The organism is Luteimonas sp. J29 (assembly GCF_000472505.1).
GTDB lineage: Bacteria > Pseudomonadota > Gammaproteobacteria > Xanthomonadales > Xanthomonadaceae > Luteimonas.
On the sequence record NZ_AWZR01000002.1, the window covers coordinates 389,094 to 415,286 of the forward strand.

At 73.4% G+C, this 26,193-nt stretch carries 22 protein-coding genes; 15 read left to right on the forward strand and 7 right to left on the reverse strand.

Annotated elements, in window-relative coordinates; translation table 11 throughout:
* The first annotated feature begins 64 nt into the window (after positions 1–64).
* From LUTJ29_RS0104610 to LUTJ29_RS0104620, 3 genes are read left to right on the forward strand one after another with little or no spacing between them, the layout of a single operon-like run.
* The gene (locus tag LUTJ29_RS0104610; protein WP_043740373.1) at positions 65–982 is read left to right on the forward strand and encodes a lauroyl acyltransferase; all 918 of its coding nucleotides are present in this window, start codon (positions 65–67) and stop codon (positions 980–982) included.
* Complete coding sequence (locus tag LUTJ29_RS0104615) at positions 979–1,509, forward strand: PH domain-containing protein (RefSeq protein ID WP_084524644.1); 531 nt, start codon at positions 979–981, stop codon at positions 1,507–1,509. Before LUTJ29_RS0104610 ends, LUTJ29_RS0104615 begins: the two co-directional genes overlap by 4 nt.
* Positions 1,493–3,013 carry a PH domain-containing protein gene (locus LUTJ29_RS0104620; RefSeq protein WP_027071524.1) on the forward strand — a complete coding sequence of 507 codons (1,521 nt, stop codon included), beginning with the start codon at positions 1,493–1,495 and terminating at the stop codon, positions 3,011–3,013. The genes LUTJ29_RS0104615 and LUTJ29_RS0104620 overlap by 17 nt, the downstream gene beginning before the upstream one ends.
* Before the next feature lie 7 nt (positions 3,014–3,020).
* Here LUTJ29_RS0104620 and LUTJ29_RS0104625 read toward each other — a convergent pair whose 3' ends face one another.
* Complete coding sequence (locus tag LUTJ29_RS0104625) at positions 3,021–4,142, reverse strand: glycosyltransferase (RefSeq protein ID WP_043740375.1); 1,122 nt, start codon at positions 4,140–4,142, stop codon at positions 3,021–3,023.
* A 64-nt stretch (positions 4,143–4,206) separates the two neighbouring features.
* Between LUTJ29_RS0104625 and LUTJ29_RS16115 the strand changes: the two genes are divergently transcribed.
* Positions 4,207–5,142 (forward strand): capsular polysaccharide synthesis protein, encoded by a 936-nt coding sequence (locus LUTJ29_RS16115; RefSeq protein ID WP_051322689.1) that lies wholly within the window; start codon positions 4,207–4,209, stop codon positions 5,140–5,142.
* 10 nt (positions 5,143–5,152) lie between these two features.
* On the opposite strand, the gene LUTJ29_RS16120 is transcribed toward LUTJ29_RS16115, so the two are convergent.
* The 4 genes from LUTJ29_RS16120 to def form a co-directional block, all read right to left on the reverse strand.
* Positions 5,153–6,157, reverse strand: coding sequence for a glycosyltransferase family 2 protein (locus LUTJ29_RS16120; RefSeq protein ID WP_051322690.1), 1,005 nt, complete (start codon positions 6,155–6,157; stop codon positions 5,153–5,155).
* A gap of 83 nt (positions 6,158–6,240) precedes the next feature.
* Positions 6,241–7,551 (reverse strand): 16S rRNA (cytosine(967)-C(5))-methyltransferase RsmB, encoded by a 1,311-nt coding sequence (gene rsmB, locus LUTJ29_RS0104640; protein WP_027071526.1) that lies wholly within the window; start codon positions 7,549–7,551, stop codon positions 6,241–6,243.
* The gene (gene fmt, locus LUTJ29_RS0104645) at positions 7,548–8,477 is read right to left on the reverse strand and encodes a methionyl-tRNA formyltransferase (protein ID WP_027071527.1); all 930 of its coding nucleotides are present in this window, start codon (positions 8,475–8,477) and stop codon (positions 7,548–7,550) included. The genes rsmB and fmt overlap by 4 nt, the downstream gene beginning before the upstream one ends.
* Before the next feature lie 50 nt (positions 8,478–8,527).
* Positions 8,528–9,049: a peptide deformylase gene (gene def, locus LUTJ29_RS0104650; protein WP_027071528.1), complete on the reverse strand. Its 522-nt coding sequence runs from the start codon at positions 9,047–9,049 to the stop codon at positions 8,528–8,530.
* 144 nt (positions 9,050–9,193) lie between these two features.
* On the opposite strand from def, the gene LUTJ29_RS0104655 reads away from it, so the two are divergent.
* The 11 genes from LUTJ29_RS0104655 (at position 9,194) to LUTJ29_RS16130 (ending at position 24,670) form a co-directional block, all read left to right on the forward strand.
* Entirely contained in the window at positions 9,194–10,354 is a 1,161-nt protein-coding gene (locus LUTJ29_RS0104655; protein WP_027071529.1) for a LysM peptidoglycan-binding domain-containing protein, read from the forward strand.
* A gap of 90 nt (positions 10,355–10,444) precedes the next feature.
* Positions 10,445–11,572: a DNA-processing protein DprA gene (gene dprA / locus LUTJ29_RS0104660; RefSeq protein WP_027071530.1), complete on the forward strand. Its 1,128-nt coding sequence runs from the start codon at positions 10,445–10,447 to the stop codon at positions 11,570–11,572.
* A gap of 32 nt (positions 11,573–11,604) precedes the next feature.
* Positions 11,605–12,078 (forward strand): DUF494 family protein, encoded by a 474-nt coding sequence (locus tag LUTJ29_RS0104665; protein WP_027071531.1) that lies wholly within the window; start codon positions 11,605–11,607, stop codon positions 12,076–12,078.
* Positions 12,079–12,265: 187 nt separating this feature from the next.
* Positions 12,266–12,643, forward strand: a complete 378-nt coding sequence (locus tag LUTJ29_RS16125; protein ID WP_186441986.1) for a pilin — start codon at positions 12,266–12,268, stop codon at positions 12,641–12,643.
* A gap of 45 nt (positions 12,644–12,688) precedes the next feature.
* On the forward strand, positions 12,689–13,591 hold the full coding sequence (locus tag LUTJ29_RS0104675; protein WP_027071532.1) for an RDD family protein: 903 nt from the start codon (positions 12,689–12,691) through the stop codon (positions 13,589–13,591).
* Between the two features lie 178 nt (positions 13,592–13,769).
* Positions 13,770–16,316, forward strand: coding sequence for a DNA topoisomerase I (locus LUTJ29_RS0104680; protein ID WP_027071533.1), 2,547 nt, complete (start codon positions 13,770–13,772; stop codon positions 16,314–16,316).
* Between the two features lie 62 nt (positions 16,317–16,378).
* Positions 16,379–16,939: a Sua5/YciO/YrdC/YwlC family protein gene (locus tag LUTJ29_RS0104685; RefSeq protein WP_027071534.1), complete on the forward strand. Its 561-nt coding sequence runs from the start codon at positions 16,379–16,381 to the stop codon at positions 16,937–16,939.
* A 179-nt stretch (positions 16,940–17,118) separates the two neighbouring features.
* On the forward strand, positions 17,119–21,576 hold the full coding sequence (gene gltB, locus LUTJ29_RS0104690) for a glutamate synthase large subunit (protein ID WP_027071535.1): 4,458 nt from the start codon (positions 17,119–17,121) through the stop codon (positions 21,574–21,576).
* Between the two features lie 141 nt (positions 21,577–21,717).
* Positions 21,718–23,202, forward strand: a complete 1,485-nt coding sequence (locus LUTJ29_RS0104695; protein WP_027071536.1) for an FAD-dependent oxidoreductase — start codon at positions 21,718–21,720, stop codon at positions 23,200–23,202.
* Between the two features lie 71 nt (positions 23,203–23,273).
* Positions 23,274–24,017, forward strand: a complete 744-nt coding sequence (locus LUTJ29_RS0104700) for a DUF4124 domain-containing protein (RefSeq protein WP_027071537.1) — start codon at positions 23,274–23,276, stop codon at positions 24,015–24,017.
* Complete coding sequence (locus tag LUTJ29_RS16130) at positions 24,017–24,670, forward strand: DUF4124 domain-containing protein (protein ID WP_051322692.1); 654 nt, start codon at positions 24,017–24,019, stop codon at positions 24,668–24,670. Before LUTJ29_RS0104700 ends, LUTJ29_RS16130 begins: the two co-directional genes overlap by 1 nt.
* A 32-nt stretch (positions 24,671–24,702) precedes the next feature.
* Here LUTJ29_RS16130 and LUTJ29_RS0104710 read toward each other — a convergent pair whose 3' ends face one another.
* Together LUTJ29_RS0104710 and LUTJ29_RS0104715 are read right to left on the reverse strand one after the other, a co-directional pair.
* Positions 24,703–25,143, reverse strand: a complete 441-nt coding sequence (locus tag LUTJ29_RS0104710; RefSeq protein WP_027071538.1) for a VOC family protein — start codon at positions 25,141–25,143, stop codon at positions 24,703–24,705.
* 143 nt (positions 25,144–25,286) lie between these two features.
* On the reverse strand, positions 25,287–26,177 hold the full coding sequence (locus tag LUTJ29_RS0104715) for a S41 family peptidase (protein ID WP_343122687.1): 891 nt from the start codon (positions 26,175–26,177) through the stop codon (positions 25,287–25,289).
* Positions 26,178–26,193: the final 16 nt, after the last annotated feature.

A 26,193-nucleotide genomic window follows, 5' to 3' on the forward strand; every position in this document is an offset into this window, starting at 1 on the left:
TGCAGCCGGCGCGGGTCCGGCGGGCACGGCGGACGCCCCTGCGCCGCCCGCTACACTGGACCGCGTGACCGGCCTCCTCGCCCGCCTGCTGTACCTGTTCGCCGCCGTGATCGGCCACCTGCCGTGGCCGGTGCTGCGGGCGATGGCCGGCGCCCTGGCCTGGCTGTGGCGCCGCACCGGCGCCCGGGAAAGCGTGGTCGCGCTGCGCAACCTGGAGCTGGCCTATCCCGAGCTGATGCCGGCCCAGCGCGCGCTCTGGCATCGCGACCTGCTGCGCTCGACCGCGCTGCAGACGCTCGCGACCCTGCGCCTGTGGACCCGGCCCCACCGGCGCAACCTCGAGGCGATCCGCGAGGTCCACGGCGAAGAGCTGTTCGACGCCGCCCTGGGCGCCGGCCGGGGGCTGATCGTGGCGGCGCCCCACTTCGGCAACTGGGAGCTGCTCAACCAGTGGCTCGCGGCCAAGACCCCCCTCGCCATCCTGTACAAGCCGCCGGAGTCCGCCGTCGGCGAGGCCTTCCTGCGCCTGGTGCGCGCCAACGCCGATGCGGACCGCGTCACCCAGGTCCGCGCCGAGGGCGCGGGCGTGCGCCAGCTGTACAAGCGGCTGCAGGCCGGCGGGGTGGTCGGGATCCTGCCCGACCAGCAGCCCAAGGCCGGCGATGGCGAGTTCGCGCCGTTCTTCGGCCGCCCGGTGCTGACCATGACCCTGCTTGGCCGCCTCGCCGCGCGCAGCGGCGCCACGGTCCTGTTCGCCTGGTGCGAACGGATCGGCGATCGCGGCGAGCATGCGCTGTGGATCGCGCCGGCCGACCCCGGGATCGACGATCCCGATCCGACCCGGGCCACGGCCGCGCTCAACGCCGGGGTCGAACGCATCGCGCGCCGCGACCCGGCCCAGTACCAGTGGACCTACAAGCGCTTCAAGGCGCAGCCGCCGGGCAGCGGACCGCATCCCTACATCGACCTGGAGCGTGGATGAGCGCCGCCGGTGACGCCCTGCCCGACCCTGCCGCCCCGCCGTCGGTCGCCGGCGACGGGGGCTGGCGCCCGCTGCCGCCGCGCGCGCGCTGGCTGTTCGTGATTGGCAACCTGGCGACGCTCGGCGCGGTCGCCATCGGGTTGCTGGTGCCGCTGGGGATCTGGCTCGGCGGCACGACCCGGGCCCTGGTGCTGGGAGTGCTGGTGCTCGTGGCGCTGCCGGGCTGGGGGCTGTGGCTGGCGCTGCGCCGGTACGCCTGCACCCGCTGGCGCCTGGACGCGCACGGCTATGCGCTGCGCCGCGGCCGGCTGTGGCGGCGCGAAACCTTCGTGCCGCGCAGCCGGGTGCAGCACCTGGACCTGCAGCGCGGCCCGATCGAGCGCCGGCTCGGCCTGGCCACCCTGGTCATCCACACCGCCGGCACCCGCCACAACGCGGTCGCCACGACCGGCCTGGACGACGGCGACGCCGAATGGCTGCGCGACCAGCTCGCGCGCTGGATCGAGGTCGATGACGACGACGCCTGAACCGCCCGCGGCCGGCGTCGAGCGGCGCCTGCACCCGTGGTCGTGGCTGTTCGTGCTGCTCGGGTCGATGCGCCAGTTCCTGGTGCCGCTGGCCGTGCTCGTGGTGCTCGGCGGGCGCCGCGAGGAAGGCCTGCAGCTGGCCGCGGCCGGGATCGCGGTGGCGGTGCTGGCGGTGGCGTCGGTGTGGCGGTACTTCACCTACCGCTACCGGGTCGACGGCGACAGCCTGTTCATCCGCAGCGGCCTGTTCGAGCGCAGCCTGCGCCAGGTGCCGTTCTCGCGCATCCACAACGTCGAGGTCATCCAGGGCGTGATGCACCGGGTGTTCGGCGTGGCCGAGGTCAAGCTCGAATCGGCCGGCGGCACCCGGCCCGAAGCGCAGATGCGGGTCCTCAGGCTGGAGGACGCGCTGGCGCTCGAACGGCTGATCCGCCACCGCGGTCGTGCGGATGCGGCCCGGGTCGCCGCCGATGGCGGCGAGGACGCGGCGCAGACCCTGCTGGCGCTGCCCACGTCCGAGATCGTGCGCCTCGGGCTGGTGTCCAACCGCGGCATGGTGGTGGTGGGCGCGGCGATGGCGCTCGCGTCGCAGGTGCTTCCGGAGAACATGTTCCGGCACGTGTTCGAGCGCATGTGGCAGCAGGGATCGGGCTATGTCTCCACATGGCAGGGCGGGATCGCCGGGCCGGTGCTGGCCGCGACCAGCCTGGTGCTGCTGGCGCTGGCCCTGCTGCGCCTGTTCTCGGTGGCGCTGGCGCTGGCGCGCTACCACGGCTTCCGGCTGCAGGCACACGGACGCCGGCTGACCGTCGAGCGCGGCCTGTTCCAGCGCGTGCGCAGCAGCGTGCCGCGCCGCAGGATCCAGGCCTGGACCCTGCGCGAGGGCGTGCTGCACCGCCTGTTCTCGCGCCGCTCGCTGGCGATCGACACCGCCGGTTCGCAGGTGACCGGCGACGGTCGCGGCCGCCAGCACGAGCCGCCCGAGCTGGCCCCCATCGCGTCCCCGCAGGCCTGCGACGCGCTGCTGCAGGAACTGCTCGACGCGCGCTGCTGGCCGCCGTCGCACTGGCACCCGCTGCACCGGCGCGCATGGCTGCGCCTGTGGCTGGGCCACCTGCCCTGGGCGATCGCACTGGTGGCGGCGCTGGCATGGAACGTCGGCCCGTGGGGCGCGGCCGGGCTGCTGTGGCTGGCCTGGGGCGGGGTGCTGGCGCGGCGCCACGCACGCTTCGCCAGCTGGCACCTGGGCGAGCGCCTGGTCGCGGTGCGCGAAGGCTGGTGGTCGCGGCACTGGCGCTTCGCCGAGATCGACAAGCTGCAGGCCCTGCAGCTGCGCCAGTCGTGGCTCGACCGCCGCTTCGGCATGGCCTCGCTGTGGCTGGACACGGCCGGCGCCGGCGCGGCCACGCCGCCGCTGCGCATCCGCCACATCGCAGAGACGGACGCACGCGCACTCTACGACCGCCTGCGCGGCGAAGTGGCGCGGCGCCCGTTGCGCTGGTAGCGCGGCCTCAGCCGCGCGGCGAAGGCTGCGCGGCCAGTTCGAGGAACAAGGCCTCGTAGCGCGCGTTCATGTGTTCGCGGCCGTACTCGCGCAGCGCCAGCGCACGCGCGGCCCGGCCGAGGCGCGACGCGAGCGCGTCGTCGCGCAGCAGGCGCTCGAGCGCATCGGCCAAGGCGGCCGGATCGGCCTCCGGCACCAGCAGGCCGTCCTCGCCGTCGTGGACCACCTCGCGCACGCCGGGCACCGCGCTGCCGACCACCGCGCAGCCGGCGGCCATGCCTTCAATGAGGGCCAGCGGCATGCCTTCGTAGTGGGTGCTGAGCACCGCGATGCGATGGGTCTTGAGCAGCTCGGGCACGTTGCGCGCCACCCCGAGGAACCGCACCTGCCCCTCCAGTCCGAGCCGGGCGGCCAGGCGCTCGACCGGCGCCCGGTGCAGCGCCTTGCCGCCGCCGGCCAGCAGCAAGGGCGGACGCAAGCCGCGTTCGCCGAGCAGGGCCAGCGCCTTGAGCAGGGTGGCGTGGTCCTTCTGCCGCGAGTACCGCGCGACCATGACGATCCCGGGCACGCGCCCGGGCAGCGGATGCGCATCGGCATCGGCGAACGGATCGAGGCGGATTCCGTTGGGGATGGCGATGGTGCGGTCGGGCGGCATCCCCATGCCGAGCAGCACCTGGCGCACGCCTTCCGAGCAGCCGACGATGCGCGAGGTGCGCGCCGCCAGCCAGCGCGTCTGCGCCAGGCGCCAGCGCGTGTAGCGCTCGCGGGTGTTGTGCTCCACGTGCACCAGGTGCGGGACGCCGGCGAGCAGCCCGGCGTAGCGGCCCCACAGGTGCTCGCTGAACCCGTGCGCGACCAGCACGTCGGGCCGGAATTGTCGGCACAGCCGCGCCAGCGCGTGGATCGTGGCCGGGTGCGACCAGCCCGGCACCACCTCCAGCGGGGTGCCGGCCGCGCGCAGTTCCTCGATCCGCGCCGGATCCCCGCGACGCTTGCGGCGCAGGACCAGCAGCGGCTCGACCCGTCCGCCCGCCACGCCGGCGTTCACCAGCTGGATCGCGACCTGGGTCGCGCCGCCGGAAAAGCCGCCGGTGACGAAATGGAGGACGCGCGGGCGGGGCTGGGACATCAAGACGGCCGTGACACGGGGCCGCCTACAATATCGTTTCCCTGCTCCCCCGGCCGGCCGCGTGATGATGGTCCTGTCAGTCCTTGCCCTGTGCGTGGCCATCGTCGTGCCGTGGGCCTGGCTGTCGCGGCCGGTGGAGCCGGCGCCCGAGGCGCCGCGCACGATCCTGCTCCCCGGGGGCGGGCCGGTCGCCGACGATGCGCGCATTCCGCGCCGGCTCTGGTCGTACTGGCACTCGGACGACGTGCCGGTGGTGGTCCGGCGGTGCCTCGACAACTGGCGCCGGATGTGCCCGGACTGGGAGATCCACCTGGTCCTGGGCAGCGAGCTGTCCCGCCACGTCGACCCGGCATCGCTCCCGGCCGGCTTCGACCAGCTGACCCCGGCGCGGCGCTCGGACTGGCTGCGGCTGCACCTGATCGCCCGCCACGGCGGCGTGTGGCTCGACGCCAGCACCATCCTGACCGGATCGCTCGACTGGCTCGTCGAGGCGCAGGCCGAAAGCCGCGCCGAGTACCTGGGCTTCTACCTCGAGGGCTTCTGCGTGCCCGGACGCACGCCGGTGATCGACAGCTGGGCGATGGCCGCGCCGCCGGGGATGCCGTTCGTGCGCGCCTGGGCGGAGGAGCTCGATCGCGCGCTCGCCACCGGCGACGACGCCTACCTCGAGGCGTTGCGCCGCGAGGGCCGCTACGAACGCCTGCTGCAGAAGATCTCGCGCCCGGCCTACCTGATCATCCACGTCTGCGCCCAGGCCGTGCTCGACACCGGGCGACCCTACCGCCTGCAGCTGTGGCGCGCGGAAGACTCCGCGTACTTCCTCCACCATGCCTCGCACTGGCGGCGCCCGGGCCTGTTCCTCCGCCTGCTCGCGCGCCCGGCGCCGCTTCGCGCGCCGCGCCTGGTCAAGCTGCGTGGCGGCGAGCGCAACAAGCTGGAAGCCTACGTCGCCCGCGGCCTGATGCGGCGCGACAGCATCGCCGGGCGCTACCTGGCCTGACCGCCGCCGCTCAGCGCAGCCAGCCCCGCCGGCCGAGGGTGCGGCCCGCGCGCCAGGCGCGCAGCCACCAGCCGCGCGCGCGGTATTCGGCCAGCACCGCGCGCAGCCCGCCCGGGAACACCCGGGCGATCTCCGCCACGCATTCGCGCGCCAGCGCGTCGTCGTCGCGCGGCACCTTGCGCGCCAGGGCGGCGAAGGTCCGCATGCAGAAGTACTCCAGCGCGCGCCGCGTGTCCGCCGACACGCCGCCGGGGCTCGCCAGCACCCCCGCATGCAGCTCGCGCAGCGATGCGAGCAGGTCGCGCGACTTGTCCGGCGTCATCCGCGCCATGATGCTGTCGCCGCGCTGGCGGTATCCCACCCACGGCCGCGGCACGTGCCGCCAGCGCGCGACCCGCGCGCACAGCGGCGCGACCACCGCCATGTCCTCGAAGTAGCGCCCTTCGGGAAACCTTGCCGCCTGCCAGGCCTCGCGCACGGCGATCTTCGACCAGGCGTGCAGCTGGCGGCCTTCCAGCAGTCCGGTGAGCAGCGCGTCGTGATCGCTGCCGCCGTCGCCCGCGCGCCCGCCGAAGCCCGGCCGGCGCGCGCGTCCGCGCAGCGGCCCGTAGGGCGTGCCGTGCTCGCGCAGCAGGCGGAAGTCGCACAGCACCAGGTCGGGCGCCTCGCGTTCGACCACCTCGCGCAGGCCCGCGATCGCGCCCGGCAGCAGCACGTCGTCGGAATCGAGGAACCACAGGTAGCGCCCGCGCGCGGCCTCCGCCAGGCTGTTGCGGGCCGCGGACAGGCCACGGTTGCGCGCATGCGCCAGGGTGCGGATGCGGCCGGGTTGCGCACGCTGCAGGTCCGCCACCACCGCCATCGCCGCATCGGGCGAGGCGTCGTCGAGGACCAGCAGTTCCACGCCCGCGTCGGCCTGCCCCAGCACCGAGTCCAGGCAGGCGCGGACGTAGCGCTCGACGTTGTAGACGGGCACCAGGACGCTCAACCAGGGCGCGTCGGCGGGCTGCGGCATCGGGAATCCGGGACAGGGAACGGGAACGGGAACGGGAACGGGCGCGAGTCTATCCTGCACGCCGACGCGCGCGCCGCGCGGGGTCAGCCGGCCTTCACCAGGGCGGCATAGAAGAACCCGTCCATGCCGTCCTCGCCCGGCAGGCGCTGGCGGCCCGCGCCCGAGGCGTGGCCGAACGTCGTGTCGAGCGCCTGCGCCGACGCGTCCGGGGTGCGCGCCAGGAACGCCGCGACCTGGGCCTCGTTCTCCACGCGCAGGATCGAACAGGTGGCGTACACCAGGCGCCCGCCCGGCGCGAGCAGCGGCCACAACGCCTCGAGCAGGCGCGACTGCAGCGCGACCAGCGCGTCGACGTCGGACGGGCGGCGGTGCAGCAGCACGTCGGGCTGGCGGCGCACGATGCCGGTCGCCGAGCAGGGCGCATCGACCAGGACCGCGTCGAACGGTTCGCCGTCCCACCACGCCTTCGGCTCCGCGGCGTCGGCCGCGAGCAGCCGCGCGCCCTCGCCGACCCCGAGGCGGGCATGGGTCTCGGCCACGCGCCGCAGCCGACGCGCATCGACGTCGATCGCGGTCAGCCGCAGCGCGGGATCGCGCTCGAGCAGGTGCGCCGACTTGCCGCCGGGCGCGGCGCAGGCGTCGAGCACGCGCGCGCCGGGCGGCGGCGCGAGCGCGTCGGCCACGCACTGCGCGGCTCCGTCCTGCACCGAGACGTCGCCTTCGGCGAATCCGGGCAGCGTCGTCGGCGCCACGGGGGCATCGACGCGCAAGGCATCCGGAAGACCTTCCACCCGCTGCGCCTCGATGCCCGCCTCGCGCAAGCGAGCGGCGTAGTCGTCGCGCGTGGTGCGGCGGCGGTTGACCCGCAGCCAGGTGGGCGCCTGCTGCGTACTTGCTGCGAAGATCGCTTCGGCCTGGCCGGGCCAGTCCTCGCGGACCCGCGCGCGGAGCCATTGCGGCCAGGCGTCCCCGGGCGCGGCCGCCGGCAGGCCCTCGCGCTGGGCGCGGCGCAGCAGCGCGTTCACCAGTCCGGCCTGGTGCGGCCGATCCAGCGCGCGCGCCGCGTCCACGGTGGCCGCGAGCGCCGCATGCGCCGGCAGCGCGAGCGGATCGAGCTGGGCCAGGCCCGCGTGCAGCAGCGCGCGCAGCGGGGCGTCGCGCCGTGGCAGCGGACGCGGCATCCACGCCGCGAGCGCGGCGTCGGCCCGCGCGCGCTGGCGCAGGGCGGCGAAGCAGATGGCTTCGACCAGCGCGCGGTCGCGCGGGTCGGGCAAGTCCGGCAGCGCCTGCGCGAGTTCGGTCTTGAGCGATCGCCCCCGGTGCATCACCGCGTCGAGCACACGCGCCGCGCACACCCGCACCGCGACGCCCGGCGGAAGCGCACGCCCGCTCACTGTTGCGGGCCGGGGCGCAGCTCGCGCCGCGCGTTGACGTAGTCGGCGGCGGTGATGGCCCTGCCGCCGGCGCGCTGCAGCGTGCGGATGCGCAGCGCGCCCTCGCCGCAGGCGATGTCGAGGCCGTCGCGGCCGGCATGCAGGAGCGTGCCCGGTGCCGCGTCGTGGGCCAGCGGCAGCGCGACCGCGGCATGGACGCGTACCAGGTCGCCCGCGACCTCGGCCTCGGCGACCGGCCAGGGATGGAAGGCGCGCACCTTGCGCGCCAGCGCCTCGGCCGGCTGCGTCCAGTCCAGGCGCGCCTCGGCCTTCTCCAGCTTGTGCGCGTAGGTGACGCCGGCCTCGGGCTGTGGCGTGGGCACCGGGCGGATCCCGGCCGTCAGCAGGGCCAGGCCGTCGTCGAGCACCTGGGCGCCGAGCGCGGCCAGGCGGTCGTGGAGCTGGCCGGCGGTCTCGTCCGGACCGATCGGCAGCGAACGCGACAGCAGCACCGGCCCGGTGTCCAGGCCCTGCTCCATCAGCATCAGGCACACGCCGGTTTCCGCGTCGCCGGCTTCGATCGCGCGCTGGATCGGTGCCGCGCCGCGCCAGCGCGGCAGCAGCGAGGCGTGCACGTTCCAGCAGCCGTGGGTCGGAATCTCCAGCACCCGCGGCGGCAGCAGCAGGCCGTAGGCGACCACGACCATCAGGTCGGGGCGCAGTTCGCGCAGCGCGCGTCGCGCCTCCACGGTGCGCAGCGTCTCCGGTTGCCGGACCTCCAGGCCCAGCCGCTGCGCCTCGAGCTTCACCGGCGGCGCGGCCAGCCCGCGGCCGCGGCCGGCAGGGCGGTCGGGCTGGGTGTAGACCGCCACCACCTCGCCGCGCGCGGCGGCCACGCGCAGGCAGGGAACGGCGAACTCGGGGGTTCCGGCGAAGACGAGGCGCATCGGAGCGGGCCTGGGCTGGTGCGGTCCGGCCGCGGGTCGGTGGGCGCGGATCAGCGGCCGCGCGCTTCCTTGCGCAGCTTCTCCAGCCGCTTGAGGGCGCGATCGCGCTTGAGCGGGGAGAGGTGGTCGATGAACAGCTTGCCGTCGAGGTGGTCGACCTCGTGCTGGATGCAGGTCGCCAGCAGGCCGTCCACGCGCAGCTCGAACGGCTTGCCGTGGCGGTCGAGGGCCTCGACCACGATGCCGTCGGGACGGGTGACGTCGGCGTACACGCCCGGGATCGACAGGCAGCCTTCCTGGTGCAGGCGCAGGTCGGCCGAGCGTTCGCGGATCACCGGGTTGATGAACGCGAGCGGCTGGTCCCGGCCGTCGGTGACGTCGATGACCATGAAGCGCTGGTGGGTGTCGACCTGGGTCGCCGCCAGGCCGATCCCGGGCGCCTCGTACATGGTCTGGAACATGTCGTCGAGCAGGCGCTGGAACGCCGGGTCATGGACCTGGTCGGGTTCCACGGGCCGGGCCACCGTGCGCAGCCGGGGATGGGGATATTCGAGGATGGGGAGCAGGGCCATGGGTGCAAAGGGTGGCAGCGGTCACAACCGCGCGGAACAGGCTCCCATTGTACCCCCCCGCGGCTTGCATCCGGCCGCTGTTTGTACGTTATAGTGCCGGCGCTGCACGGGGAAATCTTCAAGGGGAGCAAATAGATGGCCCGCATGCTTCAGCGCCTTTCTCAGGGGCTCCGCACCACGTGCGTCGTCGCCCTGATGACCGTGGCGAGCTATGCCGCCGCCCAGACCATGCGCGGGGACCATCCCGACACCTACGTCGTCAAGCGCGGCGACACCCTGTGGGACATCGCCGGCCGCTTCCTCCAGCGCCCGTGGCTGTGGCCCGAGATCTGGCAGGCCAACCCGCAGATCAGCAACCCGCACCTGATCTACCCCGGCGACGTCATCAGCCTCGCCTACCTCAACCGCGTGACCGCGGAGCCGGGCCCGCGCGAAGAGGCGCCGATCAACGCGATCCCGCTCGCCGACGTCGAGCCCTTCCTCAAGGACCTGCGCGTGGTCGACGCGTTCGAGCACCTGCCCTACGTGGTCGGCCTCGAGGAAGACCGCCTGCGCGCCACCCAGGGCCAGGTCGCGTACATCCGCGGGCTCCCCTCGGCGGCGCCGGGCCAGCGCTACGCCGTGGTGCGCCCGACCGTGCGCTACACGCACGTCTCGCGCGACAGCCTGTGCTGCGACCTGTTCCACACCGACGACCTCGATTTCCGCGGTCGCCGCACCATCGACTTCCAGCAGTACTGGACCAACGTGCTCACGCCCGACAAGGGCCAGGAGCTGCTGGGCTACGAACTGCAGCGGGTCAACGTGGGCACCATCACCCGCGGCGAGGTCGGCGGCATCCAGGCCAGCACCCTGCTGCTCGACGAGACCGGCCGCGAGGTGCGCGTGGGCGACCGCCTGATCCCGGTCGACGCCCAGCCCTACGACCTGCAGTTCTTCCCGCACGCTCCGTCACACCAGCTCGACTACGGCCGCGCGCGCGTGCTGGCGGTGGCCGACGCCCTTGCCCACGGCGGCCCGCGCGACGTGATCGTGCTGTCGGTCGGCGCGCGCGAGGGCGTGGACAACGGCACCGTGTTCTCGCTCTGGCGCGAGGGCACCAACACCATCGACCGCGTCGAGAAGGGCGCCGACCGCGACCCCGATACCGTGTTCCACGAGAACAAGGTGCGCCTGCCCGACGAGTTCGCCGGCCACGCCATGGTGTTCCGCACCTACGACAAGGTCAGCTACGCGCTGGTGATGGACAGCATCAAGCCGACCCGCGTGGGCTTCCACCTCAAGCACCCCGACGCGCCGTACTGAAGGCGCGTCCCGCCCGGCGCGGGGTTTTCCTACAGCGGCCTCCAGCGGCGCCCTCGGGCGCCGCTGGCGTTTCCGGCCCATGCTCGGCGCATGACCGACGACGACCTCGCGCTGCTGCGGCTGATCGGGGCCGGCGGCGCCTCCGCGCCGCGCAGGCGGCTGCTGGACCGCCACGGCGCGCCCGCGCGCGCGCTGGACGCGGGTCCGTCCGCCTGGCGCGAGGCCGGCCTGGACGAGGCCCAGGCCCGCGCCCTGGCGTCCGCGGGGCCATCGCCGGTCGCGGTCGACTGGCTCGCGGCCCCGGGCCGGCGCCTGCTCGGCTGGCACGATCCGGACTATCCCGCCCTGCTGCGCCGCATCCCGGGCCCGCCGCTGGCCCTGTTCGTGGCCGGCGACGCCGGCCTGCTCTGGCACCCCTGCGTCGCGGTGGTCGGCACCCGGGCACCGACCGCCGGGGGCCGCGACCACGCCCGCGCGTTCGCCCACGCCCTGGCGCGCTCGGGCCTGGGCGTGTGCAGCGGCCTGGCCGCTGGGATCGACACCATGGCCCACCACGCCGCGCTCGAGGCCGGCGGTGCCACGGTCGCGGTGCTGGGCAGCGGCCTGGACCGGCCCTACCCGCGCGCCAACGCCGGCCTGCTGCGGGACATCGCCGCCCACGGCGTCGCGGTCAGCGAGCATCTGCCGGGCACCGGCGCCCGCCGCGAGCATTTCCCGGCCCGCAACCGGATCATCGCCGGGCTGTCGCTGGGGACCCTGGTGATCGAGGCCGCGCACCGCTCCGGCGCCCTGATCACCGCCCGGCTGGCGGCCGACGCCGGGCGCGAGGTGTTCGCCGTGCCGGGCTCGATCCGCAACCCGATGGCGCGCGGCTGCCACCGCCTTCTCCGCGACGGCGCCACCCTGGTCGAGGATCCTGCCGAGGTCGTGGCCGCCCTCGGTCCGGTGGCGCAGTCCCTGGCCGACGCCTTGCGAAGCCGCCTGCAGACCCCCATCCAAGCGGTCGAGGGCACCTGCGCGGCCACCGCCGACCCGTCGACGACAGCCGATCCCGACTACCACCGCTTGTGGTCGGCCCTGGGGCACGACCCAAGCCCTATGGATCAGCTGCTCGAACGCACCGGATTGACGGCCGCGGAAGTGTCGTCCATGCTGCTGCTCATGGAGCTGGATGGCCGGGTCGTGCAGGCGCACGGCCGGTATGCCCGAAAGTCCTGAACACCGCGCCCAGTGGCGCAGGCCGGGGGGAAATGAAAGAGAGCATCCTGGACGTCCTGCTCTACCTGTTCGAACACTACATCAGCGAGGACGCGGACCTCGTCCGCGACCGCGACTCCCTCCAGAACGGCCTGCTCCAGGCCGGATTCAGCCCCGCCGAGATCAGCAAGGCCTTCGACTGGCTCGACGCCCTGGCCGACCAGCGCCCGGTGCCGGGTCCGGCCCGCAGCGACGGCCCGACCCGGGTCTATTTCGGGCCGGAACTCGACAAGCTCGACGTCGACTGCCGCGGCTTCCTCCTGTTCCTGGAGCAGCACGGCATCCTCGACGCCCAGCAGCGCGAGCTGGTGCTCGACCGGGCCATGGCCCTGGACCAGGACGAACTGGACCTGGACGACCTGAAGTGGGTGGTGCTGATGGTGCTGTTCAACCAGCCCGGCAGCGAGGCCGCGTACGCCTGGATGGAAACCCAGATGTTCGCGGACGAGCCCGAACCGGTGCACTGAGCCGCCCCGCCACCGTCCCGGCGCGCGCCCGCCCAGCGATCCGATGCCCCAGACCGCCCGCGGCGCAGGCCCGCCGCCCCTGCCGCCGCGGCCCTCGCCTCCCCTTCGCCCGGCCCCACCCGAAGACGATACCCGCCTGCGCGGCTGCCTGGTCGCGGCGGCCGTCGTGGCGGTTGGCGGGGTCGTGATGGCCGCGCTCCTGGCGGCGATCGCCATCCCCGCCTACAACGACTACCGGCTGCGCTCCGAAGTCGCGCGGGCGCTGGCCGACGCCGCGTCGCTCAAGCCGCGCCTGGAGGCGTTCGTCAGGGCGAACGGACGCTGCCCCGGCGCCGGCGACCCCGGATTCGCGGCTGCCGACATGCCCGGCGGCCCCGCCTCCCGACAGGTCCGGATCGGCGACGGGGCGCACGGCACGTGCCGGATCGACGTCGTCCTGCGGGGGACGCCGGGCGGCCCGCTCGACGGCCGCCGGCTGCGCCTGGAGTACGATCCCGGGCCTGCTCAATGGCGCTGCCGGGGCGAGGTCCACGACCGCCACCTGCCGGCCCACTGCCGCGCCTGAACGCGCCGGGGACGCGGCGGCGCTTCACCAAGGGGAAACACGCACATGTCGATGTGGTACTACGCCGACCGGGACAACGCCCGGCAGGGCCCGGTGGACGCGGCCGAACTGGTGCGCCTGCGCCTGCGGCGCCAGCTGGACTGGGACACCCTGGTCTGGCGCGAGGGCATGGCCGACTGGCGGCCGATGCGCGACTTCGCGGCCGAACTCGCCCGGGTCGACGGCCCGGCGAGCGAGGCCGCGGCGCCGGCCACGGACGCGTCCCCGCCGCCGGCCGCCGACCCGGCCTCCCCGTACGCCCCGCCCCGGGCCACGGTGTCGGCCGACCCGGTGGTGGTGACCGGCGGGGAGGTGGTCCTGGCCGGGTTCTGGAAGCGCTTCGCGGCGATGGTCATCGACGGCCTGGTGACGGGCGCGGCGTCCTTCGTCCTGCAGGTGCCGCTGACCATGCTGGCGGCGTTCGGGATGAGCCTGGGCGACGGCGCGGCCGCGGCCGGCGGGGCGATCGGCCTGATCCTCGTCTCCTACGGCATCAGCCTGGCCGTGCCGCTGTTCTACTTCGCCTGGATGCACTCCTCCGGCAGCCAGGCCTCGCTCGGCAAGATGGCGGTGGGGATCAAGGTCACCCGCGGCTCGGGCGAACGGATCAGCTTCTGGCGCGCGTTCGCGCGCTACATGGCCTACTTCCTGAGCCTGGCGCTGAGCTTCGGCGTCGGCGGCCTGGTCTCGGCGCTGACCACGGGCCTGGGGGCGCGCAAGCAGGCGCTGCACGACATGATCTGCGACACCCTGGTGGTCGACAAATGGGCCTTCACGGACCGGCCGGACCTGCAGCGGCACGAGCTCGGGGCGGTGACCTGGGTGATTCTTGCGGTCGGCCTCGCCCTGCTGGGCCTGGCCGTCCTGGCGGTCCTGGCCGCCGTCGCGATCCCGGCCCTCGCCGACTGAACCGCCCGCCGCCCGGGGCGGCCCGCGCTTGACAGGGCCGCACGGGGCGTGATTCCACTATAAAGAGTGCCGGCCCGTCCGGCCCCCCCTCGAGCACGCCCGGGCCACCCCCGGGCGTCGTGTTCTTCCGTATTCCCCCAGCGGCGCGGCCCGAGGCCGCGCCCGGATGCCATCCCCGATGCCCAAGCACCTCCTCATCGTCGAGTCGCCCGCCAAGGCCAGGACGATCAACAAGTACCTCGGCAAGGACTTCCAGGTCCTGGCTTCGTACGGCCACGTCCGCGACCTGGTGCCCAAGGAGGGCGCGGTCGACCCGGACGACGGCTTCCGCATGCGCTACGAGCTGATCGACAAGAACGAGAAGCACGTCGAGGCGATCGCCAGGGCGGCGAAGGCGGCCGACAGCATCTGGCTGGCCACCGACCCGGACCGCGAGGGCGAGGCGATCAGCTGGCACATCGCCGAGATCCTGCGCGAGCGCGGCCTGCTCGATGGCAAGCAGCTGCAGCGGGTGGTGTTCACCGAGATCACCCCGCGCGCGATCCGCGAGGCCATGAACCAGCCCCGCGACATCGCCGGCGAGCTGGTCGACGCCCAGCAGGCGCGGCGCGCGCTCGACTACCTGGTCGGCTTCAACCTCTCGCCGGTGCTGTGGCGCAAGATCAAGGCCGGGCTGTCGGCCGGCCGGGTGCAGTCGCCCGCGCTGCGCATGATCGTCGAGCGCGAGGAGGAGATCGAAGCCTTCAAGCCGCGCGAGTACTGGACGATCGAGGCCGCGTGCGCGCATCCCTCGCAGCCGTTCAACGCCCGCCTGGTCAAGCTCGACGGGCAGAAGGTCGAACAGTTCACGATCACCGACGCCGCCACCGCCGAGGCCGCGCGCGAACGCATCGCCGCCGCCGCGAAGGGCTCGCTGCACGTCACCGACGTCGCCAGCAAGGAGCGCAAGCGCCGCCCCTCGCCGCCGTTCACCACTTCGACCCTGCAGCAGGAGGCCGCGCGCAAGCTCGGCTTCACCACCCGCAAGACCATGCAGGTGGCGCAGAAGCTGTACGAGGGCGTGGCGGTCGGCGCGGAAGGCATCGTCGGCCTGATCACCTACATGCGCACCGACTCGGTCAACCTCTCGCAGGAGGCGCTGGCCGAGATCCGCGACGTGATCGCGCGCGACTTCGGCACCGCCTCGGTGCCGGACAAGCCCAACGTCTACCAGACCAAGTCGAAGAACGCGCAGGAAGCGCACGAGGCGGTGCGCCCGACCTCGGCGCTGCGCACCCCGGCGCAGGTCGCGCAGTACCTCGGCGAGGACGAGCGCAAGCTCTACGAGCTGGTGTGGAAGCGCGCGATCGCCTCGCAGATGATCCCGGCCACCCTCAACACCGTCACCGTGGACCTGGCCGCGGGCGCCGAGCACGCGTTCCGCGCCTCCGGCACCACGGTGGTCGTGCCCGGCTTCCTGGCCGTGTACGAGGAAGGCAAGGACAGCAAGGGCAAGGAGGACGAGGACGAGGGCCGCAAGCTGCCGGCGATGAAGCTCGGCGACCGCATCGCGCTCGACGGGATCCAGGCAGACCAGCACTTCACCCAGCCGCCGCCGCGCTACACCGAGGCCTCGCTGGTCAAGGCGCTGGAGGAGTACGGCATCGGCCGCCCCTCCACCTACGCGTCGATCATCCAGACCCTGCTCGGCAAGCAGTACGCCGTGCTGGACGGGCGCGCGTTCAAGCCCACCGACGTGGGCCGCGCGGTCTCCAAGTTCCTCAGCAACCACTTCACCCGCTACGTCGACTACGACTTCACCGCGAAGCTCGAGGACGAGCTCGATGCGGTCAGCCGCGGCGAGGAGGAGTGGGTGCCGCTGATGGAAAAGTTCTGGGGCCCGTTCAAGGAGCAGGTGGACGAAAAGAAGGCGACGCTCGACAAGACCGACGCCGGCAGCGTGCGCGTGCTCGGCGAGGATCCGGCGAGCGGACGCCAGGTGAGCGCGCGCATCGGCAAGTTCGGCCCGCTGGTGCAGATCGGCACGGTCGAGGACGAGGAGAAGCCGCGCTTCGCCTCGCTGCGCCCCGGCCAGAGCATCTACTCGATCACGCTCGAGGAGGCGCTCGAGCTGTTCCGCCTACCGCGCGTGCTGGGCGAGAGCAACGGCATGGAGGTGAGCGTGGGCATCGGCCGCTTCGGCCCGTTCGCGCGGCGCGGCGACACCTACGCATCGCTCAAGCCCGACGACGACCCGTACAAGATCGACCTCGAACGCGCGGTGGCGCTGATCGAGGAGAAGGAGGAGATCGCGCGCAACCGGGTGATCAAGGAGTTCCCTGGCAGCGACATCCAGGTGCTCAATGGCCGTTTCGGCCCGTACCTGAGCGACGGCCGCCTCAACGGCAAGATCCCCAAGGACCGCGACCCGGCCAGCCTGACCCTGGAGGAGGCGACCCGCCTGCTCGAGGAAACCGGCAAGCCGGCGCGGCGCGGCTTCGGCGCGAAGAAGGCCGCAGCGAAGAAGGCGGCCGCCAGGAAGGTCCCCTCGACGAAGGCGGCGACCAAGAAGGCGCCGGCGAAGAAGCCCACGGTGAAGAAGGCCGCGAAGAAGGCGGCGGCGAAGAAGGCCGCGCGCCCCCTCTCGGGCGACGTCGAGCCGGCACGTCCGCTGGTCACCGCGGCGCCGTTCGAGCCCGGCCGCAAGCGCGTGGTGAAGAAGGCGGACGACAGCGTCCCGTTCTGAGCCGGCTATCGCGGCGGCGGTGCGCACCGCGCGCCGCCCCGGCTTTTCGCTAAGCTGCGCCGATGCACGCGCACGGCGACATCGACCGGGCCGTGGCCGTCCTGCGCGCGGGCGGCCTGGTCGCCTACCCCACCGAGGGCGTCTGGGGCCTGGGCTGCGATCCGTTCGACGAGGCCGCGGTCATGCGCCTGCTCGCGCTCAAGCAGCGCACGCCCGACAAGGGCCTGATCCTGATCGCCGCGACGCCCGCGCAGTTCGAAGGGCTGCTCGACTGGAATGCGCTGGAGGCGTCGTCGCGCGAGGCCGTGCTGGCGAGCTGGCCGGGGCCACACACCTGGCTGGTGCCGGCGACCGCGCGCGTCCCGGCGTGGATCCGCGGGGTGCACGATGCGGTCGCCGTCCGGGTGAGCGCGCATCCGGTCGTGCGGGCATTGTGTCGCGCCTGGGACGCCCCGCTGGTGTCGACCAGCGCCAACCGCGCTGGCGATCCGGCGCCGGCCACGCGCGCCGCGCTGGCCCCGGCCATCGTCGCCGGCGTGGACCTGGTCGTTGCCGGGGAAACTTCCGGACTGGGCCAGCCGAGCAGCCTGCGCGACGCCCGCACGGGTGTCCAACTGCGCTGAGATCGGCATGATTTCGTAGCGGTTTGATTGCATCGGCAACCAACTCCGCATCGCCGTTGCCGCGTCGCACAAATTGTGATTTATTCGGTGAAGTGGATGCTCAGCCGGGCATGTTTTCCCTGCGCACCGGCCACCGTTTCCCACGCCACCGTCACTCCCACCCAACGACGAATACAACGATGCGGGCACACCCGGATCGGGGCTTACACGACCCCGCAAGCGAACACGACAGCTGTGGTTTCGGCCTGATCGCGAAGATCGAGGGCGATCCCGAGCGCAGGATCGTGGACATCGCGCTGGAGGCCCTGTCGCGCATGGCCCACCGCGGCGGCGTCAATGCCGACGGACTCACCGGCGACGGCTGCGGCGTGCTCATCCACGGCGCCGAGGGCTTCGTGCGCACGATCGCGTCCGAGTCCGGCATCGCCCTGCACGCCGGGCCGGTCGCCGCCGGCATCGTGTTCCTGCCGCATGCCGGCGACGAGGCCGCGCGCTGCCGCGGCGAGCTCGAACGCCAGCTCGCGGGCGTCGGCGCGCGCGTGGCCGGTTGGCGCGTGGTACCCATCGACCTCGAGGCCTGCGGCAAGCTCGCCCGCTCGTCTGCGCCGCGCATCGAACAGGTGTTCGTCGAGAGCGACGAGGCCGACGTCGCCGCGCTCGAGCGCGCGCTGTTCCTCGCCCGCCGCCGCGCCGAGGAGGCCCTGTCCGCGGTCGCCGACTTCTATGTCGTCGGCCTGTCGCCGCGGCTGCTCGGCTACAAGGGCATGGTCCTGCCCAGCCACCTGCGCCAGCTGTTCCCGGACCTGTCGCACCCGGCGCTGGCCGCGCGCGCGGTGGTGTTCCACCAGCGCTTCTCCACCAACACCCTGCCGCGCTGGCCGCTGGCGCATCCGTTCCGGCGCCTGGCCCACAATGGCGAGATCAACAGCATCGAGGGCAACCGCCGCTGGGCGCAGGCGCGCAAGGGCGTGTGGAAGTCGCCGCTGCTGGACGTGTCCGAATTCTCCTCGACGGTGACGATGCACGGCTCGGACTCGCAGTCGCTCGACAACATGCTCGAGTGGCTGCTGCTGGGCGGCATGGACATGCTGCAGGCGATGCGGATCCTGATCCCGCCGGCGACCCAGTCGCTGGAGTACAAGGACACCGACCTCGCCGCGTTCTACGAGTACTACGCGATCAACTCCGAACCGTGGGACGGCCCGGCGGGCGTGGTGATGTGCGACGGTCGCTTCGCCGCGTGCACCCTCGACCGCAACGGCCTGCGCCCGGCGCGCTGGACGCTGTCCAACGACGGCGTGTTCGTGATCGCCTCCGAGTCCGGCGTGTGGGACGTGCCCGCCGGCCAGGTGAAGGCGAAGGGCAAGCTCGGTCCCGGCGAGATGATCGCGGTCGACCTCGAGGCCGGGCGCCTGCTCGACAACGACGCGATCGACGAGGTCAACCGTTCCCGCGCGCCGTACAAGCAGTGGCTCAAGCGCGGCATGAGCTGGCTGCACACGGAGCTGATCGACCCGTCGCTGACCGACGCGCCGTTCACCCCCGAGACCCTGCTCGCGTTCCAGAAGCTGTTCCAGCTCTCGCGCGAGGAGCAGGAGTCGGTGCTGCGTCCGCTCGCGGAGACCGAGCAGGAAGGCATCGGCTCGATGGGCGACGACGTGCCGATGGCCGCGATCAGCCAGCGCGTGCGTCCGCTTTACGACTGCTTCCGCCAGGCCTTCGCCCAGGTGACCAACCCGCCGATCGACCCGCTGCGCGAGGAGTGCGTGATGTCGCTCTCCACCCAGATCGGGCGCGAGGGCAACCTGTTCCTGGACCAGGCCGAGAACGTCAACCACGTGATGCTCAACTCGCCGGTGCTGTCGCAGCGCAAGCTGTACCAGCTGCTGGCGCTGCCGCGGTTCGCGTCCTCGCACCGCTACATCGACCTGTACTTCGACCGCCGCACTGGGCTGCGCGGCGCGCTCGAGCGGATCTGCGCGGAGGCCGAGGCGGCCGTGCGCGAAGGCATCGAGCTGCTGATCCTCAGCGACCGGCGCCCGCGCCAGGGCCATGCCGCGGTGCACGCCCTGCTGGCCACCGGCGCGGTCCACCTGCACCTGGTGCGCAAGGGCCTGCGCTGCGACTGCAACCTGATCATCGAGACCGGCACCGCCCGCGACCCGCACCACTTCGCCTGCCTGATCGGCTTCGGCGCCACCGCGGTCTATCCATACCTCGCCTACCAGACGCTGGCCGCGCTCGCGCGCCGCGGCCTGCTCGGCGGCAAGACCGGCAACGAGCCGACCCAGTTCGGCCGCAGCTACCGGCGCGGGGTCAAGAAGGGCCTGCTCAAGATCCTTTCGAAGATGGGCATCGGCAGCATCGCCAGCTACCGCGGCGCGCAGCTGTTCGAGATCGTGGGCCTGGCCGACGAGGTGGTGTCGCTGTGCTTCGAGGGCACGCCCTCGCGCATCGGCGGCGCCGGCTTCGAGCGCCTGGAGCGCGACGCCTGGACCCTGGCCGAGCACGGCTGGGACGACACCGCCCTGCCCGAGCCCGGCGGCCTCCTGCGCTACGTCCACGGCGGCGAGTACCACCAGTACAACCCGGACGTGGTCCAGAGCCTGCAGCGTGCGGTCCTCACCGGCACCCGCGAGGACTGGAAGGCCTACACCGACCACGTCAACCACCGCCCGCCGGCGGCGCTGCGCGACCTGCTGCGGGTCAAGCCGCTCGGCCCGCCGGTGCCGCTGGACGAGGTCGAACCGGTGCCGTCGATCGTCAGGCGCTTCGACAGCGCGGCGATGAGCCTGGGCGCGCTCTCGCCCGAGGCGCACGAGGCGCTGGCGATCGCGATGAACCGCCTCGGCGGCCGCAGCAACTCCGGCGAGGGCGGCGAGGACCCGGCCCGGTACGGCACCGAGAAGCGCAGCAAGATCAAGCAGATCGCGTCGGGCCGCTTCGGCGTCACGCCCGAGTACCTGATCAACGCCGAGGTGCTGCAGATCAAGATCGCGCAGGGCGCCAAGCCCGGCGAGGGCGGCCAGCTGCCCGGCAGCAAGGTCGATCCGCTGATCGCGCGGCTGCGCTACGCGCGCCCGGGCATCGGCCTGATCTCGCCGCCGCCACACCACGACATCTATTCGATCGAGGACCTCGCCCAGTTGATCTTCGACCTGCGCCAGGTCAATCCGAAGGCGCTGATCTCGGTCAAACTGGTTTCGCACGCGGGCGTGGGCACGATCGCCGCCGGCGTGGTCAAGGCCGGCGCCGACCTGATCACCATCTCCGGCCACGACGGCGGCACCGGCGCCAGCCCGCTGGGTTCGATCCGCTACGCCGGCGTGCCCTGGGAGCTGGGCCTGTCGGAGGCGCGCCAGGCGCTGCAGGCCAACGAGCTGCGTGAGCGCGTGCTGCTGCAGACCGATGGCGGCCTCAAGTCCGGCCTGGACGTGGTCAAGGCGGCGATGCTCGGCGCCGACAGTTTCGGCTTCGGCACCGCGCCGATGATCGCGCTCGGCTGCAAGTACCTGCGCATCTGCCACCTCAACAACTGTGCCACCGGCGTCGCCACCCAGGACGCGCGCCTGCGGTCGCAGCACTTCACCGGCCTGCCGGAGCGGGTGGAGAACTTCTTCCGCAACCTGGCCGAGGACGTGCGCGAGCTGCTGGCCTCGCTCGGGGCCCGCAGCCTCGACGAGATCATCGGCCGCACCGACCTGCTCGAGCAGCACCTGCACCACACCCGCGACGACGTCGACATCGACCTGTCGCGGCTGCTGGCGCGCGATCCGCACCAGCCCGCGTCGTGGTGCGGCGCGCCGGCGCTGCAGGCGCCGCCCGACGGCCTGGCCGCGCGCCTGGAGGCCGACCTGTCCGACGTGGTCGCGCGCGCGGCCGGCGGCGAGTACAGCTATCCGATCGCCAACACCGACCGCAGCATCGGCACCCGCCTGTCGGGCCTGATCGCCAGCCACCACGGCAACACCGGCATGGCGGCGCGGCCGCTGACCCTGCGCCTGACCGGCACCGCGGGCCAGAGCTTCGGCGCGTTCAACGCCGGCGGCCTGCACCTGCACCTGGAAGGCGACGCCAACGACTACGTCGGCAAGGGCATGGCCGGCGGCAGCATCGTGATCCGCCCGCCGCGCGGCAGCGCGTTCGAGTCGCGGCTCGCGCCGATCCTAGGCAACACCTGCCTGTACGGCGCCACCGGCGGCGAGCTGTACGCGGCCGGGCGCGCGGGCGAGCGCTTCGCGGTGCGCAACTCGGGCGCGGTCGCCGTGGTCGAGGGCGCCGGCGACCACTGCTGCGAGTACATGACCGGCGGCACCGTGGTGGTACTCGGCCGCACCGGGCTGAACTTCGGCGCCGGCTTCACCGGCGGCCTGGCCTACGTGCTCGACCTCGACCGCGACTTCGTCGACCGCTACAACCACGAGCTGATCGACATCGTCCGGATCTCGGCCGAGGGCTTCGACAACTACCGCCAGCACCTGACCGACCTGCTGGAGAGCCACGCGCGCCTGACCGGCAGCGCGTGGAGCGCGCGGATCCTCGACGAGTTCCGCGACTTCGTCGGCAAGTTCTGGCTGGTCAAGCCGAAGGCGGCCAGCCTCGAGGCGCTGGCACACGAACTGCGGAGGGCCGCGTGATGGCGGCCGGTGGCGCTTCGCTGGTGAAGGAAGTGGGCATGCGCGTGGCGGACCGGCACGTCGCCGGCACCCCGCCCGCGCGCGCCGGCATCGCCGTTCCCGACTTCCCGCCACCGCGACACCACCGACCACGGTTTTCCCATGAGCAAGAAGCAGGTCTTCCAGTTCCTCGACGTCCCGCGTGACATGCCGCGCAAGGTGCCGCTGGAGCTGCGCACCGAAGGCGACTGGAACGAACTCTACGGCCGCTTCGGCCAGGCCGAGGCGGCGCACCAGGCCGGACGCTGCCTCGACTGCGGCAACCCGTACTGCGAGGCCAGGTGCCCGGTCCACAACTACATCCCCAACTGGCTGCAGCTGGTGGAGGAAGGCCGCATCCTCGAGGCCGCGGCGCTGTGCCACGAGACCAACCCGCTGCCCGAGATGTGCGGCCGCGTGTGCCCGCAGGACCGCCTGTGCGAAGGCGCCTGCACGCTCAACGCCGGCTTCGGCGCGGTGACCATCGGCGCGGTGGAGAAGTACATCGTCGACACCGCGTTCGAGCAGGGCTGGCGCCCGGACCTGTCCAAGGTGGTGCCCACCGGCCGCCAGGTGGCGATCGTCGGCGCCGGCCCGGCGGGCCTGGCGTGCGCCGACCGCCTGGCGCGCGCCGGCATCGGCGCGACCGTGTTCGACCGCTACGAGCAGATCGGTGGCCTGCTCCAGTTCGGCATCCCCAGCTTCAAGCTCGACAAGGCGGTGATCGACACCCGCCGCGAGGTGCTCGAGGAGATGGGCGTGCGCTTCCGCCTCGGCGTGGAGGTCGGCCGCGACGTGGCGCTCGGCACGCTGCTCAAGGACTACGACGCGGTGTTCCTTGGCCTGGGCGCCTACCGCTACACCGACGGCGGCCTGCCTGGCCAGGACCTGCGCGGGGTGCTGCCGGCGCTGCCGTTCCTGGTCCAGAACGGCCGCATCGTCACCGGCCGCGAACCGCACGGCCGCCCGATCGCGGGCTGGGAGTCCCACATCGAGCTTCCGGACCTGGCCGGCAAGCGCGTGGTGGTGCTCGGCGGTGGCGACACCGGCATGGACTGCGTGCGCTCGGCCGTGCGCCTGGGCGCGGCCAGCGTCACCTGCGCCTACCGCCGCGACGAGGCCAACATGCCCGGCTCGGCGCGCGAGGTGGCCAACGCGCGCGAGGAAGGCGTGCGCTTCCTGTTCAACCGCCAGCCGCTGGCGATCGAGTCGCAGGACGACAGCCATGCCAGCGGCGTGCGCGTGGTCGAGACCCGGCTCGGCGAGCCGGACGACAAGGGCCGCCGCTCGCCGGTGCCGATCCCCGGCAGCGAATCGGTGATCGAGGCCGACGTGGTGATCATCGCGTTCGGCTTCTCGCCGCGCGTACCCGAGTGGCTGGCGAGCGCGGGCGTCCAGGCGCGCGAGAACGGCCGCATCATCGTCGGCGGCGGCGAGCGCCTGCCCTACCAGACCACGCATCCGCGCCTGTTCGCCGGCGGCGACTGCGTGCGCGGCGCCGACCTGGTGGTGACCGCGGTCCAGGAAGGGCGCGACGCGGCACGCTCGATCGCGCGCCTGCTGCGCAGCGAGGCCGACCACCCGCACTCGGCGCTGGACGCGGCCTGACCCGTTGAACCGCGCCTGACCGCTGGCGCGGGCGGTTTGCCGCCCGTCGCGGCGGCCCCCAAGATAGGACCATGCGCCCGGTCGAGACCGCCTGCCTGTTGGCCGCGCTGCTGGCTCCTGCCGGCGCGCGCGGCGCCGACCCGGTGACGGTCTACCGCTGCACCGATGCCAGTGGCCGCGTCAGCCTGGGCGACGTGCCCTGTGCGCAGGGCGCCTCGCAGGAAGTGCGCACGATGCAGCGCCCGGTCGACGGCACGCCGCCTCCGGCCGCGCGACCCGCGCCGTCGCCGTCGCCGTCGGCGGCGCCTGCGTCCGCGCCGGCGCCGCAGGTGGTGGTGGTGCATACTCCGCGGCCGATGTACGAGTGCGTCACGCCGGACGGCAAGCGCTACACCAGCGACTCGGCCGAGGGCAATCCGCGCTGGGTGCCGCTGTGGACGCTGGGCTACCGCAGCGGCTGGCGCGGCAACCCGGCGCCGTCCGGCGGTGGGCCGATCGGCGAGTACTACGCCGACCGCCCGCAGTGGGGACGGGTCGGCGCGCCAACGCCGCGGCCGTCCGGGGCGATGGCAACGCAGGATCCGCGTCCCGGCCATCCGCACCGCCCGGTCCATCCCGCCGGGGGCGCGCCGGGGACCTGGATCCGCGACACCTGCCACGCATTGCCGCAGGCCGAGGTCTGCGCCCGCCTGGCCGACCGCCGCGAGGAGATCCGCCGCCGCTTCTTCAACGCCCAGCAGAGCGAGCGCGACGCGCTGCGGGTGGAGGAGCGCGGCCTCAACGCCCGCCTCGCGGCGGACTGCGGACGGCGGTGATGCGCCTGCACGCACTGCGGTGGTGGCTGCCGGCCGGCCTTGCCCTGGCATGGCCGGCGCTGGCGGCCGATGCCACCACCATCTATCGCTGCACCGCCGCCAACGGCGACGTGACGATCCAGAACGGGACGCCCTGCCCGGCCGGCACCCGCCAGGAGGTGCGTCGCGTGGAGGCGCTGCCGACGCTGCCGACGCCGCAGCCCGGCGCCGCCACCGTCGCGCAGCCACCCGCGTTCACGCCACCGCCGGCCGCCGACTTCGTGCAGGTTTCGGGGCCGGTGGACCAGGCTCCGGCGCCCGAGCGCCCCGAACTCCCGCGCCCTGCCCGCATCGCCGACGCCGACCGGCTGCCGCCACCGCCGATCTACCAGTGCGAGACCTGGGACAACGACAGCTACGTCAGCGAGGATCCCGCGCCCAAGCCGCGCTGCGTGCGGCTGGACACCGGCGGCGTGGGCCAGGCCTGCGAGATGAAGTACGACACCTGCGCGCGCATCGGCGACAAGGCCGCGTGCGACGGCTGGAAGCGGCGCCAGCGCGAGATCGAGTCCGCGTGGCGCCACGCACCGGGCGCGGACAAGCCGGCGCTGCAGCAGGAGTTCGCGCGGGTGAGCAGGATCCTGGCCGATTCCAGCTGCGCGATGCAGCCCTGAGCGCCGCGCCGCATCGCGCCGGGCCGCGGCCCTCAGCCCGGGGCGTCGAAGGTGATCCGGACCGCGTCGGCGCTGCGTCCGGCCGGACCGTGGTAGACCGCTTCGATGTTGTTGCCGTCGGGATCGAGCACGAACGCCGCGTAGTACCCGGGATGGTAGGGACGTTCGCCGGGCGCGCCGTTGTCGCGGCCGCCGTGGGTCAGCGCGGCGGCGTGGAAGGCGTCGACCATCGCCCGGTCGCGGGCCTGGAAGGCGAAGTGGTGGCGCCCGGTCGGCTGGCCCTGCGCGGCCTCGCTGTCGATGCCGGAGACGAACAGCTCGTCGGCCCAGAACCAGCCCTCGCCGCTGCCGCCCAGCGGGATCCCCAGCGTGGCCAGCACCGGTTCGTAGAAGCGCCGGCTCGCCTCGAGGTCGCGGACCACCAGCTGCAGGTGGTCGATCAGGCGGCCGCGGAACAGCTCACTGGTTTCCATCTGCGTGTCCTTTCGCGAAGGCGGCCGTTCCTGATAGCACCCGGGCCCGCGGCAGGCCAGTGGCCTGCGGTCAGCATGGTTCCGCGAACACACACCGTCCGCGCCGACGCCTCCGGTGCCGGACGCCGGCTGGCGGCGCGCCGCTAGCCGCCGCCGGCGAGCAGCATGCGCGCGACGAACAGGGGGTCGTCGCCGCCCCGGACGTCCGGCTGCACGCCATGCCTGTCCCAGTTCGCGCCGGTCGCCGCGTCCACCGGCTTCGCATCCGGGACGAAGATGCGGTGGCCGTGCGGCAGCGGCACGGGCTCGCCGATGAAGTTCGCGGCGCCACCCGTGCGCGAGCCGACCAGCGTCGCCCGCCCGCGAGCCTGCAGCGAATAGGCGACGAATTCGGCGGCCGACCCCGTCCTGCGGTCGACCAGCACCACTACCGGGCGCGCGAACGCAGGCAGGTCGCCCCGCGGCAGGGGGCTTTGGGTGCGGACCCCGCGCCGTTCCACGTGCTGGACGCTGGCCACGTCCTGCCCCAGCAATGCGCGCACGAGCTGGTTGGCGGTGCTTTCGTCGCCGCCGCCGTTCTGGCGCAGGTCCAGGATCAGTCCCTCGCTGTCGGCGAGCAGGCCGAAGGCGTTGCGCAGTTTCGGTCCGGCGACGTCCCATGGGTAGAAGCTCGACAGCCGCAGGTAGCCGATGTTGCCTTCGAGCACCCGCACGTCCCGCACGCCGGCGTTCACCCGCGTCGCGTCCGCGCGCCAGGCCATCAGCCAGTCCTGCGCACCGTCGGCGTCGTCGGCCGCCTCGACGTGGAAGTGCCCGTCGTAGGCATCCAGGTCCATGTTCAGTCTCGCGAGGAAGGCCGCGGGGTCATCGCAGTCGTCGGCGTACCGGCCCGAATCCGCCCACTGCGCCACGGCCCGCGCGATGTCGGCGCCCCGTGCCTGGTCCACGTAATCGCGCGAGATCGCGCTGGCGGCGGCGGCCAACACCTCCTGCTGCATGGGACACGCTGCCGCCAACGCCGCGCCCAGCACCATCGCGAACGACATCCAC